Source organism: Agrobacterium sp. RC10-4-1 (assembly GCF_014138475.1).
GTDB classification, from domain to species: domain Bacteria; phylum Pseudomonadota; class Alphaproteobacteria; order Rhizobiales; family Rhizobiaceae; genus Agrobacterium; species Agrobacterium pusense.
On sequence record NZ_JACJIT010000012.1, the window covers coordinates 14,787 to 32,493 of the forward strand.

General features: G+C 60.2%; 13 protein-coding genes. 12 read left to right on the plus strand and 1 reads right to left on the minus strand.

Translation table 11 applies throughout. From position 1 onward, the window contains the following. Positions 1–34 precede the first annotated feature (34 nt). The 11 genes from tssC (at position 35) to FHW77_RS25030 (ending at position 15,433) form a co-directional block, all read left to right on the plus strand. The gene (gene tssC, locus FHW77_RS24980) at positions 35–1,429 is read left to right on the plus strand and encodes a type VI secretion system contractile sheath large subunit (RefSeq protein WP_182590926.1); all 1,395 of its coding nucleotides are present in this window, start codon (positions 35–37) and stop codon (positions 1,427–1,429) included. After that, the gene (locus tag FHW77_RS24985; protein ID WP_182590927.1) at positions 1,426–2,247 is read left to right on the plus strand and encodes a type VI secretion system accessory protein TagJ; all 822 of its coding nucleotides are present in this window, start codon (positions 1,426–1,428) and stop codon (positions 2,245–2,247) included. The genes tssC and FHW77_RS24985 overlap by 4 nt, the downstream gene beginning before the upstream one ends. Continuing rightward, on the plus strand, positions 2,240–2,749 hold the full coding sequence (gene tssE, locus FHW77_RS24990) for a type VI secretion system baseplate subunit TssE (RefSeq protein ID WP_112742020.1): 510 nt from the start codon (positions 2,240–2,242) through the stop codon (positions 2,747–2,749). The genes FHW77_RS24985 and tssE overlap by 8 nt, the downstream gene beginning before the upstream one ends. Continuing rightward, on the plus strand, positions 2,742–4,523 hold the full coding sequence (gene tssF / locus FHW77_RS24995; protein WP_112742018.1) for a type VI secretion system baseplate subunit TssF: 1,782 nt from the start codon (positions 2,742–2,744) through the stop codon (positions 4,521–4,523). Before tssE ends, tssF begins: the two co-directional genes overlap by 8 nt. Positions 4,524–4,532: 9 nt before the next feature. Beyond that, positions 4,533–5,537 (plus strand): type VI secretion system baseplate subunit TssG, encoded by a 1,005-nt coding sequence (gene tssG, locus FHW77_RS25000; protein ID WP_182590928.1) that lies wholly within the window; start codon positions 4,533–4,535, stop codon positions 5,535–5,537. Positions 5,538–5,541: 4 nt separating this feature from the next. Then, entirely contained in the window at positions 5,542–6,747 is a 1,206-nt protein-coding gene (locus tag FHW77_RS25005) for a type VI secretion system-associated FHA domain protein (protein WP_182590929.1), read from the plus strand. After that, on the plus strand, positions 6,737–8,077 hold the full coding sequence (gene tssK, locus FHW77_RS25010) for a type VI secretion system baseplate subunit TssK (protein WP_112637426.1): 1,341 nt from the start codon (positions 6,737–6,739) through the stop codon (positions 8,075–8,077). The genes FHW77_RS25005 and tssK overlap by 11 nt, the downstream gene beginning before the upstream one ends. Further along, positions 8,074–9,585, plus strand: coding sequence for a type VI secretion system protein TssL, long form (tssL, locus tag FHW77_RS25015; RefSeq protein ID WP_182590930.1), 1,512 nt, complete (start codon positions 8,074–8,076; stop codon positions 9,583–9,585). The genes tssK and tssL overlap by 4 nt, the downstream gene beginning before the upstream one ends. Then, entirely contained in the window at positions 9,582–13,061 is a 3,480-nt protein-coding gene (tssM, locus tag FHW77_RS25020) for a type VI secretion system membrane subunit TssM (RefSeq protein ID WP_182590931.1), read from the plus strand. Before tssL ends, tssM begins: the two co-directional genes overlap by 4 nt. A gap of 82 nt (positions 13,062–13,143) precedes the next feature. Beyond that, entirely contained in the window at positions 13,144–14,556 is a 1,413-nt protein-coding gene (tagF, locus tag FHW77_RS25025) for a type VI secretion system-associated protein TagF (RefSeq protein WP_173615072.1), read from the plus strand. Beyond that, the gene (locus tag FHW77_RS25030; RefSeq protein ID WP_182590932.1) at positions 14,546–15,433 is read left to right on the plus strand and encodes a protein kinase domain-containing protein; all 888 of its coding nucleotides are present in this window, start codon (positions 14,546–14,548) and stop codon (positions 15,431–15,433) included. Before tagF ends, FHW77_RS25030 begins: the two co-directional genes overlap by 11 nt. 11 nt (positions 15,434–15,444) lie before the next feature. Here FHW77_RS25030 and FHW77_RS25035 read toward each other — a convergent pair whose 3' ends face one another. Further along, a complete protein-coding gene (locus FHW77_RS25035; RefSeq protein ID WP_174150037.1) occupies positions 15,445–16,581 on the minus strand; it encodes a polysaccharide biosynthesis/export family protein in 1,137 nt (378 codons plus the stop codon). A 778-nt stretch (positions 16,582–17,359) separates the two neighbouring features. On the opposite strand from FHW77_RS25035, the gene FHW77_RS25040 reads away from it, so the two are divergent. After that, the gene (locus FHW77_RS25040; RefSeq protein WP_034496492.1) at positions 17,360–17,590 is read left to right on the plus strand and encodes a hypothetical protein; all 231 of its coding nucleotides are present in this window, start codon (positions 17,360–17,362) and stop codon (positions 17,588–17,590) included. Positions 17,591–17,707 lie beyond the last annotated feature (117 nt).

Consider the following 17,707-nt stretch of genomic DNA (forward strand, 5'->3'; position numbering starts at 1 on the left):
CACCCCGGCCCCGTTCATCATCCGGAGCCCGCTCATGGCGCATCAGTCCTTTCCGGACGCCCGCATTTTCGCCGACCAGCTCATCGCCCTCATCGACGATGCGCTGACCGGCCAGGTGAACGCCATTCTCCACCATCCCGATTTTCAGGCGATGGAGGCGAGATGGCGCGGGCTTGCCATGGTCGTGCGCGAGGCGGGCCGCAGCACCGACGTGAAGGTGAAACTGCTGAACGCCAGCTGGCGCGACCTTGCCCGCAACACGGAACGCGCCACCGACTTCGACCAGAGCCATCTTTTCGAGGTCGTCTATAACCGGGAATTCGGCATGCCGGGCGGCGAACCGGTCGGCCTTCTGATCGGCGACTACGCCTTCTCCCCTGATGATCTTGATGGTGCCGATTCCATCACAACGCTGTCACAGATCGGCATGGTGGCTGCGGCCGCTTTCTGCCCTTTCGTGGCGGCGGCTTCGCCCTCCACCGTTGGGCTGCAGGACTTTTCGGAACTCAGCCGGGTCCATGACTTTTCCTGGCTGAAACAGGAGAAATCGCGGCTACGGTGGAATGCGCTTCGCACACGCGACGATTCACGCTTCGTAGGCCTTGTCGCACCGCGCGTTTTGTTACGCTCTCCCTATAAGCCCTATGCGCGCGGGCGGGATGACGGATTTCCATTTCGCGAGCATGTGGCGGAAAGCGGCGAAACCCTGCTGTGGGGCAACGCCGCCTTTGCCTTCGCAGCGGTTGTGGTGCGCAATTTCGTCGATTCCGGCTGGTTTGCGGATCTGCGCGGCGTGACACAGGACGCCGTGGATGGCGGCATGCTCTCTGCCCGGCAATTGCCGCCGCTCGATCTCGGCATCGAGAGCAACGGCCTGTCCGCTCAGCCACCCGTTGAAGTGCAACTGACGACGGGACAGGAACAGCAATTTTCCGATCTGGGCATCGTACCCGTCTCCACCACCTATCTTTCCGGCATGGCGATCTTCAACGCCAACCAGTCCCTGCATGCACCCGGCCATTATTCCACCGAAGCGGCGAGGCAGAACGCCCGCCTTGCTGCCATGCTGCAATATGTGCTGTGTGCCTCCCGGTTCTCGCATTACCTGAAGGTCATCATGCGCGATGACATCGGCCAGCTCAGCGATGCCACGACGATAGAGCGCAAACTGGAAGGCTGGCTTTCCTCCTATACGCTCGGCAACGACGATGCGGATGCGGCGTTGCGCACGCGCTATCCGCTGCGCTCTGCGGGGATCAATGTCTTCGAGGTTCCCGGCAAGCCCGGAACATTCTCCTGCACCGTGCGCCTTCAGCCGCATTTCCAGCTCGATGACGTTTCCACGAGCTTCCACCTCATTGCCGAAACCACGGTGCCGACCACAGCCGCATCCCGGTCTTCAGCCGAGCCGCAAAGGATATCCGCATGACGCTGCGCGACGATATTTCCCGCCTCCTGGACGACAACCAGCTGCAAGACGCAATCGGGCTCGCGCGGGACCATGTGAAAACCAGGCCGACCGACAAGGATGGCCGCCATTTCTACATCGACCTGCTGGTCCTCGCCGGCGACTATGAAAAGGCCGATGCGCAATGCAATCTGGCCGCAACATTTTCACCGCAGGACAGCGTCGGTTTTTCCCTCTTCCGCCACCAGCTGCGCGCCATGGCCGCACGCAATGCGTGGTTTGAAAGCGGCGCCGTACCGGATTTCCCCGGCGGCCCCTCCGAACTTGACCAATTGGCCATCCGGGCGAACATTGCCGCGCGCAGTGGCGATGTCGCGGGCGCGAAAGACGCGTTGAATGAACTCGACGAAAAACGCGGCAATGTGCCAATCGGTCACGACGGCAAGTGCGCCGCCGACATCCGCGATCTGGACGATCGGGTTCCGCATGCGCTGGAAGTCCTGACCAATGGCGGCCGCTATCTCTGGATCGATTACGGACGCATCGAGAGCCTCAGCATCGACCCCATGAGCCGCCCGCGCGACCTCGCCTTTCGCGGCGCCGAACTGACGTTGCGCGACGGGGCAGTCGCATCCGTGCTGCTGCCGGCGATCTATCACGGTGCGGGCGACGATGTCGGTCTACTCCTCGGTCGGGAAACGCACTGGAATGAGGGTAAACCACTGATAACGGGTCTCGGCCAACGCTGCCTGCTGATTGGCGACGATGTGGTGCCGTTCCACGAAATCGGCGCGCTTTCCGCCCTGTCCGACGAAGAAAGGCAGATCGCCCGTGGTTGAACCGCTTGAGCAATATCGCGCACGGCAAAGAACGCTCTCGCGCTCGGTTCTGGACCGGCTGCTCGATGACGCGCCAGATGCGGAAACGGATATGCTCGTCAGCCTGAAGGATCAGGCCCGCGAGATGCGCGAGGTGATCCGCCGCGACCTCGAGGCGTTGCTCAATACCCGCCGCAACCCGGCCGGCCCGCCGGCAGCACTCAAGGAATTGTCCGATGCGCTCGTGAGCTATGGCGTTGATGGCATTCTTTCAGCCAATCTGGTGACGGATGCATCCAAGGCACGACTTGCTCGCAGCATCGAGCGGCGGATTTCCCTGTTCGAAACACGCCTTGCCGACGTGCATGTGACGATCCTGAAAAACCGCACGGATGGTGACCGGGCGCTTCGCATGCGCATACAGGCAAGCTTCCGCCTACAGGAAGGCATGCCCCCGATCAGCTTTGAATCCCGGATCGATCCTTCCACGCAGCAATTCCTGGTGGAGGCGACGAATGTCTGAAGGCTTCCTCGAAAAATACAATGACGAGCTTTTTGCGCTGCGAAAGCGCGCATCCCGTTTTGCGGCGGCTTTTCCGAAGATCGCCGGCAGGTTGCGGATGACGGGCGATGTCGCCGACGACCCGCATGTCGAGCGTCTGATCCAGAGTTTCGCCTATTCTGCCGCCCGGGTGCGCCAGAAGCTGGATGACGAATTTCCCGAACTATCGGACAGTCTGCTGGAAACGCTCTATCCACATTATCTTGCCCCGATCCCTTCGATGAGCGTTGTGCAATTCGCTCCGAGCCCGGCGCTGGCAACCGTGCAGACGCTTCCCCGTCACAGCGAAATTCTCGCCGAACCGGTTGGCGGCGAAAGCTGCCGTTTCCGCACCACGCAGGACGTCGAGATCGTTCCACTGGAGATCGCAGCTGCGACGCTCACCGGCCAGCCGATCGACGCCCCTTTTTCGGCGTCCTTTACCGGCACGGCCAGCTGTTTGCGGCTTTCGCTGCGCAGTACGGCCCCGCGCGGCGGTACTTTCCCGGAAATGGGACTGACGAAACTCCAGATTTTCCTGTCCGCCGCATGGCAGCAGGCGACAGCGCTTTACGAGCTTTTGACCAACCATTGCGTCGGTATGGCGCTTGCGCGTCACGCCGAGGACAAGGAAGCCGTTTTCCTGCCCGCCGGAAATCTTACGCCGTCCGGATACTCTCGCGATAAAGCCATGCTGCCATATCCCGCCAACAGTTTTGATGGATACCGGCTTCTCACCGAATTCTTCGCGCTGCCACAGAAATTTCTATTTCTCGACATTGACGGGTTGCAAAAATGGAGCGGCGGGGACTGCGAGCTTTACATCTATCTGGATGCGGCGGACACGCGGCTTGAGCGCATGGTGTCGGTCAGAGATTTTGTGTTGAACGCCTCACCTGTGATCAACCTGTTCAAACAAAGCTGCGAACCGCTCAGTCTTGATGGTACGCGGACGGAATACAGGTTGCTGCCGGATGCACGGCGGCAGCGGACGCGCGAGATCTATGCCGTTGAAAACGTTCAGCTGACCAGCCGTTCCGGACAGACCGAGAAGACGTCTCCGTTTTTCGGTCGCACACAGCGCAATAATGGCGCAAACGTTTACTGGCAGATACAGCGCCGGTTCGATGATGACGGCTCTTCCGATACGGACATCGCCTTCGTGGATCAGAAGCGCGGCCCGCTTGGGCCGCTCGACATGGTGGCAAGCATCGATACCCTTTGCCTCAACCGTGAACTGCCAAGCCAGCTTCCCTTTGGCGGCGGGCACCCCTTCCTGCAGCTTTCCACCGGCAACGAGGCGGTGAAATCCATCCATGCACTGATGCCGCCGACGGAGGCGATCCGCGTCAACGAGCGTTCGGCGCGCGAGTGGCGGCTGATCTCACATCTTCTCCTCAACCATCTTTCGCTCACCGACAACGGCGGCGCGCCACTGAAGGACATCCTCTCGCTTTATTCCTTCAGGGACAGCCCGGAAACCCGACAGCTCGTGGACGCGATCAGCAATGTCGAGGCGCAGAATTCTCATGCCCGGATTGGCTCGGCCATGGTACCGGGAACGGATATCACAGTGGAGTTTGACCCGGCACTGATCGCGCGACCTGCCGCATTTGTTTTCGCCGGCGTCCTCAACCATTTCTTCGGGCTCTACACCTCGATCAACAGTTTCACGAGGCTGACGGCGACGATGCGCGGCCACTCCAAACCGATTGCCCGCTGGCCAGCCCGCGCGGCCGACCGGCCGCTGCTGTAGGAGACGGGCATGGAACAGCAGACGCCAACCATCAAAGACCGGCAGGCGGCGCTTCTCAGCGACGATCCCGGCCGTTTTGACCCTGCAACCGCGTTTCGCGTCGCCCAGTTCGTTTCGGCGGATGACGGGATCGTGATCGGTGCTCATGGCGGAATACAGCCGACACCGCTTGCAGTCAGCGGTTTCAGCCGCAAGCGCGGTCATGCCGAACTGAAATCAGCCTTCGCGCCCATCGTCGGGCCGCTTGGTTCGCTGCCGCCGGCCTATGGCGAACTGCTGCAACGGGAAGAACGCAATCGTTCAGGCGCGCTGGCCAGCTTCTTCAACCTATTTGCGGCAAGGTTCAGCGAACTGTTCGTATCCGCGACGGAAAAATACCGTCTTGCAAGGGGTGTGCGCTGGTCGACCGAGCAGAGGGACAACGGTTTCCGCAAAACACTGCTCGCTCTCACCGGTTTCCGCACTGCCGGTCTGGTCGAGAAAGCAGGCGTAAGCGAAGACGCGCTCCTGCGTTTCAGCGGTCTTCTGGCCGGCCGCAACCGCAATGTTTCGGCCCTGACATCAATGCTTTGCGAATTCACGGGACTTCCGGTCAATATCGAACAGTTTCGCCGGCGGTGGGTGACTTTGCCGCGGCATGAACAAAGCCAGCTGGGGCACGCATCAGGACTGAGGCTCGGACAGAACACGACAGCGGGAAGCGCTGTAGAAGATATGAGCGGCGGCTTCCGGGTCGTGATCGGTCCTGTCGCCTATGCGGATTACCTAGCCCTCACGCCCGGTTCGAAACGGCTTGCGGAAATATTTTCTATGACACGCCTGTTCGTCGGAAGCGCATTGCACTTCGATGTGCAGGTGATCCTGAAAAAGGAGGACATTCCGTTTTGCCGCCTCGGCCAGTCCGATGCTCCCGCCCGTCTCGGCTGGAACAGCTGGGCTCGCGTGGCACCCGCCCGACAAGACAGCGCTGACGCTGTGGTGACCGAGCGGGAAGGCTCGGCGATTTCCGCGTGAGGGCATGGATATGAAGCTTGCACTCAAGGACACACGCAATATCGGAGCAGCAAGAGCCAGTCAGTGGACCTTCGAGCGCGGCCGCCGCGTCATTGGCCGATCGCGGGAGTGCGACTGGCAGATCGACGACAATGAACGGCGCGTTTCCAAGCTGCACTGCACGCTCAACCGCGATGGCGAGGGCTTCACGATAATGGACCAGAGCGCGAATGGCACGCTGGTCGATGGCCGCCTGCTGCTCGAAGGCGAAAGCGCACGTCTCCGCGACGGTTCGCAAATCAACATTGGCGGTCAGATTTTTCAGGTCTCCATCAGCGGCGATGCCGAACTGGATTTTTCCGATCCCGACGCATCCCTGCGAATGAGCGACGAGCCGCTGACCATTTCGGCGATCCTCGCGGATATCGCCCCGAACGGCCGTTCGGCCGGCGGCATGATGGGCAATACTGCCTCCGTCGAGGACTGGTCCGAAACATGGCGCGAGGGCGCGAAACGGAAGGCGAAATCCATTTCGCGAAATGTCGAGATCGGCTGGAGCGAACCGCCCGCGGCGCATGGAATAAGCGCCATTCTGCCCGATAACTGGGATGAGGAGCCGGTTGCAAGCAGCGAGCACGAACATACCGACGCTCTAAACACGCCCGTCATGATCTCTCGTCCGGTTTCGACCGCCCGCAGCGAAGATTTCGACAATGTTTTCCCGGAGACAGAAGAAGACTTACATGTGGAGAACGCTTCGGCTGCAGGCGTTTCTACCCCGCCAGAGATTGGCGATCTTCTGACCGCGTTGGAGCAGGAAAGCGCCGATTGTCTAGCCGTTCTCGACCTCGAGAGCGAGCGCGCTGGCCAAGGTTCGTCAGCCTCCCTGAGCGAGCGGATGGAAAGGCTCATCCGCCAGCAGCGGCAACTTGCCTACGCGCTTGAAACTTTGATCCATGGTTGCACGCAAAGGCTCGAGCCGAGGCTTATCGAGGCGTCTGTCGATGCCGGCAACGATTTCCGGGCAAAGATCGGCCGCCGGGACTGGCAGGGGCTGATCGTCAAAACAGACTATTGGTCCGCCTACAAAAAGCAATTCGAAGAAAACGGCCGTCCATTGCCGGTCAGGCAGTTCCTGCAGCGCGCAGCGCGTGGTGAAGCCGCGCCGAGACAGGAGACTGACGCGGCCACAGCCGATGCCAAGGGGGTAAATGACCACGATGAGACATGAGAACCGTGTAGCCTGGACCGAGGGCATGTTTCTTCGCGTCCAGCATTTTCAGCAGTCCGACCGTTGGACCGAACGCCTGGTGCGCAACACCACGCGCAACATTTCGCCCTATCCCTGGGGCATCGTCGAGATAGCGGTCGATCGCAGCGCCTTGTCGATAGGGCAATTTGCGCTATCGAACCTGCGCGGGATCCTCCCCGACGGCACGCCCTTCGAGGCGCCTGAAGATTCCGACCTGCCGCCGCCTCTCGATCTCGATGAAAGCGTCAAGAACGCTATCATCTTTCTTGCCCTGCCGGCCCGGCAGCCGGGCAAGGCCGACACGTCCGCCAGCGGCCACAATGACACCAGTAATGTGCGTTTCACCGCATCCACTTATGAAGTCTCCGATACGAATATAGAGACGGATTTCGTGGCCCCCATTGATGTCGGCCGCCTGAGCCTGAAGTTCCTCAAGACCGGTGACGATCTTTCCGGTTATGACCTCATCGGGCTGGCGCGGGTAATTGAAGTCCGCTCCGACCGTGCAGTCATTCTCGACCCTGATTTCATCCCTCCAAGCCTTAGCTGCGCGGCTGCGCCCCGTCTCAACGAATTGCTGACGGAGCTTCTGGGGATCGTGCGTCACCGCGCCCAGGCGATCGCCGAACGCATCGGTGACCCGACGATCCGGGGGACGGCGGAAGTGGGCGATTATTTCCTGCTGCAGATCCTCAACCGGGCCGATCCGCTACTCGCGCATCGCTGTGCCAACGCCACCCGGTTTCACCCCATCCGCTTTTACGAAGACTGCATCCAGCTTGCCGGCGAGCTCGCCACCTTCACCACGGACAGGAAGCGGGCAACAGATTTCCCGCCCTACCGACACGACGATCTGAAAGCCACCTTCGGGGCTGTGTTTGATGATTTGCGTACCTCGCTGTCTGCGGTTCTGGAGCAGGCGGCCGTCGCAATCGAACTGGTGGAACGCCGTCATGGCGTCCGCGTCGGCACTATCCACGACCGCACACTTCTGCGCGACGCCGGCTTCGTGCTCGCCGTGCGGGCGGATGTGGCTGCCGAGGATATTCGCCGCCGCCTGCCGGCACAGATCAAGGTCGGTCCGGTGGAACGGATTTCCGAACTGGTCAATGTGGCGCTGCCGGGCATTCCCGTGCGGTCCCTGCCGGTTCTGCCGCGGCAACTGCCCTATCGATCCGGCACCGTTTATTTCGAGATCGACACGCAGTCGCCGCTCTGGAAACAGCTCGATACTTCAGGGGCCATTGCCCTGCATCTGGCGGGCGAATTCCCTGGGCTTGAAATGGAAATGTGGGCGTTACGCGAATGAGCACGGAAAACCCCTCTTCCTGGCAAGACTTGCCGACGGTGGTCGAGATCACCGAGGAAAGTCGCCGGCGCAACCAGAACGCCCGCAACATGGCGGCAATCCTCGAGGACATCGTCGAGACCGACGAGCCGGCAGGCCCCAGCAGGGCAAAAGCGACTGCCATGCCGGTCGAACAGCTGCTGACCGGTTTCCACTTCGGCGGCGAGGATGTTCCGACACTTGTGCAATCGGCGGCTCCCCTTCTCAACCTCGCACATCTGCTGCGCTTCAGCGATGCCGAGCCGGACCCCGACCAGCTCCGCCGCGGCTGCGTTGAAGCAATAACCCGCTATGAACGCGATCTCGCCTCCGCCCGCATCAGCCCCGAGCGGGCGAGAGCTGCGCATTATGTCGTCTGTGCGACGGTGGATGACGTCGTTCTCAGCAAGCCCTGGGGTGTGCGAGCAGGCTGGGCGCGCTCCGGCCTCGTTTCCACCTTCCACAATGATGTCACTGGCGGCGACCGGGTTTTCGACATTCTCGACCATTTCCACCAGTCGCCCGGCGCCAACAAGGATCTGCTGCTGCTGATCTATCTGTGCCTGTCGCTGGCTTTCGAAGGACGAACCCGCGTTTCACCGAAAGGAGCGCTCGAGCTTTCACGCATCCGCGACAGTCTCTACAAAACGCTCATCGGCCAATATGGCGCCTTCGAACGCGAGCTTTCTCCGCATTGGAAAGGTGTCGATGCCCGACATACGCCATTGCGCGCGATGACTGCGCTCTGGACCCTGCTGTCGCTGATGGCGCTCGCCTTCGCGCTTGGTTATCTCTTCTTTACGCTGTCGCTCAACAGCGCATCCGATGTCACTTTCGAAAGACTTGCTCATCTGCCGCCGAATGAAACACCGAGCGTGTTGATCGCTAGCCCTGCTGCACCAACGCCGCCGCCAATTGAAGTGGAAACTCCCCGCGTCGTCGATCCACCCAAAATCGTGGAGCCGAGACAACCCTCCCGGCTTGAAAAGCTGATGGCCTTCCTGCAGCCCGAAGTCGACAGGAAGCTCGTGACCCTTGCGGATGTGAACGGTCGGCTGCGGGTTCGCATCAACAATTCGGGCCTGTTCACGACCGGCAGCGCCAATGTCAGTCCGCAGTTCCGCGATCTCATCCAGCGTATCGGCGGCGCGCTTGCGGCTGAAAAATTCCGTGCGGTCGTCATCGGCTATACCGACACCGTGCCGATCAAGACGGTGGAGTTTCCATCGAACTGGCACCTTTCCGAAGCGCGCGCCAAGGCCGTTGGAGACATTCTTTCACAATTCACCGGTCCTGAAGCGATCCTGACCGAAGGCCGGGCCGACAGCGACCCGATCGCCGACAACAAGACGGAAGAAGGCCGCCAGATAAACCGCAGAACAGAAATCATGGTCCTGACCAATCCCGATGAAAAACTGAGCGATGCCGGCATTCTCTCGCCGCCCATACAGAACAGTCCGGGACAGCAGCCGGGAGAGGCCCAGCCATGAATCCATTGAGCTATTTTTATACGATCCGCTCCTATGTCGAGAGCTATGCGGCCCTCGTCGGACGGCGTTTCCTGTCGCTTTTATGGGTGATCGCGCTCTGCGTCGTCATCTGGTTCTACGGTTATCTGATCGCGCTCGGCGATTTCAAACCGCTTGGCACGGTGCAGGCCCGGCTCCTCGCCATCGGCATCATCGTCGCCATATGGCTGGTCTACATCGTCGTCACGATCTACCGCGGACGCAAGCAGGACAAGGAACTCGTCGACAGTATCGAACGCGAGGCGCTGGCCAATCGGCAGGCGGAAATCGGCGAAATCCAGACACGCCTGAAGGAAGCGCTCGCCCTCTTGCGTCGCGTCACGAAAAAGCGCTTCGGTTATATTTACGACCTGCCCTGGTATGTGATCTTCGGCGCCCCCGGTTCCGGCAAGACGACGGCACTCACCAATTCCGGCCTGCAATTTCCGCTTGGCGATGCGCTTGGCGAAAATGCGGTGAAGGGCATTGGCGGCACGCGCAACTGCAACTGGTGGTTCGCCGATGAGGCGATCCTGATAGATACCGCCGGCCGCTATACCACGCAGGATGATCTCGACGGATCCTCGAAGGCCGGCTGGGAAGGTTTTCTCAGCCTCCTGAGGCGATATCGCCGTTCGCAGCCGATCAACGGCGCATTGGTTACCCTCTCCATCCCCGATCTTCTCAACCGTGATCCCGAGGAGCAGCGGCAGGAACTGCGCTCCATCCGTCAGCGGCTTTCGGAACTCGACGAATATCTGCGCGCTCGGGTCCCGGTCTATATCGTTCTGACGAAGGCCGACCTGCTGCACGGTTTCGTGGAGTTTTTCGACGGTTTCAACAAGACCGATCGCCAGCAGGTTTGGGGCACAACCTTTAAGCTGGATGAGAGCTACTCCGCCGAGAACCTGCCGCAGCGCCTGACGGAAGAATTCGAGCTGCTGCAGCAGCGGGTCGATGCCATGCTGATCGAACGCCTGCAGCAGGAACAGAATGCGGAGATACGCGGACGCATCTTCCGTTTTCCGGCCGAGCTGGCGCGTCTGAAAGACCGCCTGCACGAAGCGCTTGGCGAGCTTTGCGCAAGATCGCCTCTCATTGAAGCCCCGCTTCTGCGTGGCGTTTATTTTGCGTCGGGAACGCAGCCGGAAACGGAAAGATCTCCCGCAGCCCCCAGAACCCGCCGGAGCTACTTCCTCTCGCGGCTGTTCAAGGATGTTATCTTTCCCGAAGCCGCATTGGTGATGCGCGACAAACGTCTTTCCGGGCGGCAATTGCTGGTGCGCCGCATTGCCTATGGCGCATCAGCCGCGGCGGTCGCCATTGTCTTCACTGGCTGGATTTTAACCTATTTCGCCAATACACAGGCGCTCGCCGAAGCGGATCGCAAACTTGGCGCTTATGTGCAGCTCGTTCAGGGAATTCCCGTACGAGAGGTCGCAGATGCGGATTTCCTGCGCATCCTCCCCGCGCTCGACAATCTGCGCGATGCCAATTCTGGCTTTGCCCGCGAACGCATTTGGAATGTCAGCTTCGGTCTCGATCAGGAGGACAAGATTGCCGGGCGCCAGCGTGACGCCTATCAGCGCGCGCTCAACGCCTTGCTGCTGCCGCGGATGATCGTGCAGCTGCAAAAGCAGCTTAAGGACGAGAAGGATGTCACCCGCACGTTCAATTCGCTGAAACTCTATGGAATGCTGGGCGGGATGGGTGCACTGGACCGCGATTTCCTGACCGTGCAGACGCATCAGATGTTCGCATCGCTTTATCCCGGTGATGGAAGGGCAGCGGTGCGAGAAGCGCTTGACCAGCACGCAAAGGCGCTGGCCGACGGCGTGCTTGCCCCGATCGAGCTCGATGCGCGGCTCATCGCTACCGCCCGCGAAACGATCCGCGATCAAGCGATTGGCACACGCGCCTATGATATTCTCGCCGGTCTTCCGCAGGTGCGCGAATTGATGGAGTGGACACCCGCGACGGCTTTCGGTCCTCTTGGGGAGCGGGCTTTCGAGCGTCGCAGCAAAGCGCCTATGGCGGAGGGCATAGAAGGCCTCTTCACGGCGGATGGGTATCACCGTGTCGTCATTCCGCAAGTCGCTCATGCCGCCCGCATCGCGCTTTCCGAAGGCTGGGTGCGCGGTTCTGATGACGCCATCAAGGGCGCGACTGTGGAGCAGGTGGCGCAGGCCGCGCTACAAATCTATTTCGACCGTTTTGAGAAAAAATGGGCTGACACGCTAGCCGACCTTCGGGTCAAACCGTCCCAGACCCTCGGCGACGCAGTGGAAACCACCCGCGCGCTTGCCAATGAGCGCAATATCGTGATGGAGGCTGCAAGATCGATTGCGGAGGCGACCGATCTCCGCCCCGGAGCAAACCCCGCCACGCTCGCCTCCGCTGCGGAAGGCGACGCAACGACAGCCGTTCTGGCGGCCTCCGTGAATGCGTCCGATCCCTATGCGAGACTGCGTGACATGGCGGCGACAAAAGGCGCAGCCACAACTGGCGAGCAGGCCAATGGCGACAAGACCGTAGGTTCGCCATCGGAACAGTTGCTCGCGCATTTCAAGCTGCTGAACGAACAGCTTGCCCGCTCGGCAACAACCTCCGATGACGTCGCCAAGGTGTTCGACGTGGACAGCCAGCTCACGAAGGCCAATCAGGACCTGCTGCAGCAGGCCCGCGAATTGCCGGCGCCGCTCGATGTCTGGGTGGCAGGCGTGGCGGCGGATGTCGGCTCGCTTGCGGTGAAGTCCGCTCGCAGCCGCATTGCCGAACTCTGGACATCAGATTCAGCCTCCCTGTGCTCTTCGATCGTGACCGGTCGTTATCCCTTCGACCGGGCCTCCACCCGCGACGTCGCCATTGCGGATTTCACGCGTCTCTTCGGGCCGGCAGGGGTTTTCCAGAGCTTCTTCAAACAGCGTATGGAACCGTTCGTCGACAAGACGACGACCCCATGGAGCTGGAAAGGTACCTTTGGCGCGGCCGGCCTTCCGAGCAGCGCCGTCGCCCAGTTCGAAAATGCCGACAAGATTTCGCGCGCCTTTTTCCCGAATGGTAGCGAGACGCCGGCGGTTTCGATCAATGTCAAACCCGTCTCCCTCACCAATGCCTCCAGCGCGGTGATGCTGGAGATCGAGGGCGAGCGGGTCGTTTATTATCATGGTCCGATCCAGGCGAAATCGATCACCTGGCCCTCGCGCGAAAACACGGCAAGCCTGTCGCGCATCGCCTTCCAGCCCGGCGGCTGGCAGCAGGCAAAAACCGAAAATGGCGACTGGTCGCCCTTCCGGCTGTTTGACGGTGCCGATATCGAGAACCAGTCGGGTGACCTGCTGCGGGTGCGGTTTGAGAATGGCGGACAGGCTGCCGAATTCGATATTCAGTTCGGCTCGGTTCTCAATCCGTTCAAGCTCGATGCAATTGCCAGCTTCGCCTGCCCCGCGCAGTTTTAGTGACGGAACGGAATGGTGATGTTTCAAAGGAGGGGATTAGAATGAAGGCAGGCACGAGGACGACAGCGGGTCATCGCAACTGATGGCCGATCAGGCATCAAGGTCCACGCAAACAGCGACGGAAAGCGATCGCATCGGTTTCTTCGGCAAGGTCCCAAGCCATGGCGATTTCATCTCCGATGGGCTTGAGCGGGAATTAATAGGTACCTTTGACGGCTGGATGCGATCCGGCATGCACGCCTGCGTGGATATGTTTACGGGCCGATGGCCCGAAATATTCTCTTCGTCGCCACCCATACGCTTCATCATTGAGCGCGGCATATGGGGAAACTGCGCCTATGTCGGTGTACTGGTGCCGAGTGCGGACCGGGTGGGACGCAAATATCCGCTTGCCATCATCGCCCAGCTCAATGGCTTCCGCGAACATCCACGAAGCCTCTATCTCGACGACACCTGGTTCATGGCCGCAGAGGCGCTGGCCGAGACATCGATGACCGGCGATTTCGATATCTCCCGGTTTATCACTTCGATCAAAAAACTACGTCTGCCAAAGCCGCGGGAAGAGGAGGATGTGCCGGAAATGGTGCGCGGCCGTATACCGACGAGCCTCTGGTGGTATATCGACCCCGTCAGCCGTCGTGCCCGCGGCCTCAAATTTGACGGCAAACCTAAAGCCTCCGATTTCCTGCGTCTCTTTAGCGACATGCCGGGCAAAGGCGGCGAGGACGGTTCAACGCCAGCGCCAATTCCAGCAACGGTGATGGAGAAAACAAAACAGCAAATGCCGCCTGTGGCGCCAATGCCCGCACCGGCAGCGGAACAGCCGTCATCTGTGACCTACAGCTATGCCACACACCCGGGAACGCGGCTTTCCCTGAATGCGGACGCTTTATTCGTTTCCCAGACACCTGCCCTCTTCGCCATAGCGGACGGACAAGGTGATTCACACAGCGCCGCAGAGGCCGCCCGTCTCGCCACGAATATTCTTGCGGAAACGCCAGATGCCGAAACTCCGGAGACGATGGCGCAGCAGATCAGGGGAAAGCTCGGCACCATCAACAGCCTGCTCCTCTCCCGCCAGACGACCGGCGCCGATGTCAGGCCGATGGCCAGCGTCGTCATAGCCTCGATCATCTCGCGCAGGCTAAGCGTCCTGTGGTCTGGTGATGCGCGCGCCTATCTCCTGAAAAACGGCACCATGCACCAGCTTTCGCGCGATCACGTCGTGGTCGGCATGAAAAAGCAACTCTCGCAATGTGTCGGGCTTTCCCAGCAGTTTCGGCCGGACATCGTCTTCGAGGAGTGGGGTTTGCAGGACAGGGTCCTGCTGTGCAGTTACCCGCTGGTGCAGATCCTCCGGGAACGCGCCATTGCCGAGATCGTCTTCAACACCCCGGTCAAGGATTGTGCCAATGCCCTGATCCAGGAAGCGCTGATCGAAAACGCCCGCGAGAATATAAGCGCAATTGTGATTGGAAACCGGCGTGAACAATGAACTTGCCTATCCGGAGATAGCCGCACGCTTTTCCGACCTTTGGCGAAGCATCCGCCATGAAGGCACGCGCGAAAGAAGCTATCAAGAGCAGCAAGACCTGATCAACCAGATCCGAAATGCGCTGGATCGAAAATTGCCAGATATGTCCGGCGAAAAACCGGACTGGATTGCGGACAGCTTTGCCGTGAATTTCACCGCTTACCAGAGCGAGACGACACTTTTGCTGCAATTGCGTCACCGCGATCTCGGCTCGCTGCACGCGCTGAAAACCGTGCCGCCTCCCCGCAGGGACGACACTGTCTCGCTGCAACGCTTGCGGGACGAGGCCGAGATCGGGCTCGCGCTGCGCCATCCCTGCCTTGTGGAAACGTCCGCGCTTCTGCGGTTGCCGGATGGTCGGCCGGGCCTGTTGCAGCCGTGGGTTTCACACTCACTGGCATCGATCATATCTGCGCAACCAATTGCCGCGTCGCAGGCGATGGTGATCCTTCGCCGCGTGCTGCAAGCGCTGAGCGCAGTACATGCATCGGGATATGTGCACTGCGATGTCACCCCAGCTAATATTCTGCTGTCGGACGGCAAGTTCGAAACGGCAAGACTGGGCGACTTCGGCATCGCCCTGCAAATTGGCCGGAAACACGCGGAACACGGCCTTCGTTTTGCGGCCTCGACTGAATTTGCGCCGCCGGAACAGGTCCAAGGCGCACCCGCAAAGCCGGATCAGGACATATATGCCGTGGGACGGCTCGCCCGGCGGCTAATCGAGACGGACAAGGCACAGTCACCGCAAGGCCTCGCAGATTTTGCGCAGGCCTGTTGCCGTGGCGATCCTGCCTTGCGTCCACAAACGGCAATGGAAGCGCTACAGCTTCTGTAGCGCCTCATTTGTCAGTTGCCGCCGCCGGGAAGCGGCGCCGCAGCCGTCGGCACACTCTTCTGGAACACGGTCAGCAGCTTGGCCGAATCCACCAGCGGCGCGTTGCTTGCATAAAGCACATCACCCTTCTGCATCTGGAAGAGCTGCATGAGGGCGATGCTGGAAGCGTCGCGCATGTTGACGTGATAGATCACGGGCCGCATGCTCGTCGCCGTCGCGACCGGGCCTTTCGCGCCCGGCACCCTTGCGGCGGGAACCTGAATAATCTCATTGCGGAAGACATAGACATTGCGCGCATCTGCGCGGTCATCCAGCAAGCCACCGGCGCGGCCGACGGCCTGCGCCAGGGTCAGCTTTCCGGCTTCGAACTGGAATTCACCGGCACTCTTGAACGCACCGAGGGCGGTGTAGCTCGCCGCGTCGCCATCGACCATGACCTGATCATCCGGTGACAGGCGGATGTTCTGACGGTCTTCCCGCATGACGCGGTCAAGGGGCGCGCTGGCCCTTTGCGAGCCGCGAACGACTGTGACCGTGGCCGCGCCCGCAGCGACAGTAGGGCCACCGGCTTGATTGAGCGCATCGAGCACCCGCTCCTGTCGGGCGGTCAGCGCGATCTTTCCGGGATTTTTTACTGCACCGCTGAGCATGACAGCGCTCGTGGGCTTATCGACGACAGTAACGACGGCCTGTGGGTTCACGGCCGACCCCTTAAGGCCGGCAACGACCTGCGACTGCACCCCTTCGGGCGTGGAATCAACAACCCTCTGTCTGCCAACGAAGGGAATATTCACCGAGCCGCTCTGATCAACCGTAAAACGACCGAGATTTAGCGTCTTGCTCTGGGTGGGGGAGAATAGTCCGTCTTCTCCCGTATCCAGCACGGTGATGTCGATCACGTCGCCGCGCCGCAATCTCTGCGCATTGTAACCGGTGTTGCGAAGCGCGGTTAGGCCGGGGCCGGAGGCGTTCTGCGTGCCTCCGGCAGAAACCGTGGTGGCCGATGCATTAGCGAGCTCGATGACGGGGATTTTCTCGTTGGTTCGCGGCAAAGTCGCAGACCGGATATTGCCTGCGCTCGGTCCGTCAGATGGCTTTGCACATGCGCTCAAAAGAGCCATCAGCAAAATCGCCCCCAACTTTTTCATCCCTCATCCCCTCAATGATTCAACCTGACGCAGAGATAACATCCCGACACGTCATCGCAACAACTTTAGCGGTTGCAATTTATGGAAAACCCGTGCTCGAAAGAAAGGGTGTGACCATTCCGCAACCTTTTTGGATCCGCCCGAAGCAAAGTCCCAAAATGCACAGATGAGAAATTAGCAGGACAAGGCCCCGACGGCGGCGATTGGTTCACCAAACCCGATGTAGGAGCAAGGACTTGAACAATCGCAGAGCGCCGAAATCAGTCCTCCCTCAAAACGATCCCGGGCACTCGTTTCCTGTTGACACAAATGGAAAGCACTACCGCCAGAAAGAGGGTCTTCCTTAGCCAACTCTCTCCCCTATATATGATTGCCCGAAAACCTGTTGATCGGACGGAGACTACAGCCGTTGTTCCATTGAGGAACCTGCCTTTTTGCAGCCGCATGTGGTTTCATCCAATCTTGTGATCATTTTATCCACTGTACTGGCGACCGAAGAGCCACCCGTGATCGTGTACTTTCAAGGCAACGATCCAGCAGCAGGTCGGGCGCATGCTTGTCTTTGCGGCCGACACCAGGCGACACACCGCGCTGCCATTAAGCTTCGAGTCGTGGAGGATATACGGCCGCAGGGTTTCCTTTTGCCGGCATACCCGAGTTCCGCAACGCCGGGGCCGTCGACGTCACGCCGGCAATTGCCTCACGGTCTGTTTCAGGGCATCATGAACCGGCAGTACCCGCTGCATATTCTTCATTTGCCAACCTGAAGGAGGACCAAATGGAAGGTGCACCCGTACGTTTTAGAGCCATTGAGGACTGTGAGGCCTCAGGCATTCCCATCCCTGCCGGAGCATATTTCGGCAAGGAAAAAATCCAGACAACAGGCGACCATACCGCCAGTCGAGCATTCCTCTACAGCCTCGAACTGACAGAAAAAGGCAAAAACCTCGACGTCACGCCGCTGGTCGAAGTCGGTAAAATTACCGTCGTCCGGCAAAGCGCGCTCTAGCAACGCGACCAAAACATTCAGTTCGATTAGAAACCCTCCCAGGCGGAGGGTTTTCTTTTGTGTCAGGCGGGAGAATGCAAGCAAGGCGCAGGGAGCTGCAGGAGTAAAGGCGCGAGA

Coding starts and splice junctions, on each gene's coding strand:
- tssC (WP_182590926.1), top strand. CDS start 35: ATGGCGCATCAGTCCTTTCCGGACGCCCGCATTTTCGCCGACCAGCTC.
- FHW77_RS24985 (WP_182590927.1), top strand. CDS start 1,426: ATGACGCTGCGCGACGATATTTCCCGCCTCCTGGACGACAACCAGCTG.
- tssF (WP_112742018.1), top strand. CDS start 2,742: ATGTCTGAAGGCTTCCTCGAAAAATACAATGACGAGCTTTTTGCGCTG.
- tssG (WP_182590928.1), top strand. CDS start 4,533: ATGGAACAGCAGACGCCAACCATCAAAGACCGGCAGGCGGCGCTTCTC.
- FHW77_RS25005 (WP_182590929.1), top strand. CDS start 5,542: ATGGATATGAAGCTTGCACTCAAGGACACACGCAATATCGGAGCAGCA.
- tssK (WP_112637426.1), top strand. CDS start 6,737: ATGAGACATGAGAACCGTGTAGCCTGGACCGAGGGCATGTTTCTTCGC.
- tssL (WP_182590930.1), top strand. CDS start 8,074: ATGAGCACGGAAAACCCCTCTTCCTGGCAAGACTTGCCGACGGTGGTC.
- tssM (WP_182590931.1), top strand. CDS start 9,582: ATGAATCCATTGAGCTATTTTTATACGATCCGCTCCTATGTCGAGAGC.
- tagF (WP_173615072.1), top strand. CDS start 13,144: ATGGCCGATCAGGCATCAAGGTCCACGCAAACAGCGACGGAAAGCGAT.
- FHW77_RS25035 (WP_174150037.1), bottom strand. CDS start 16,581: ATGAAAAAGTTGGGGGCGATTTTGCTGATGGCTCTTTTGAGCGCATGT.
- FHW77_RS25040 (WP_034496492.1), top strand. CDS start 17,360: ATGGAAGGTGCACCCGTACGTTTTAGAGCCATTGAGGACTGTGAGGCC.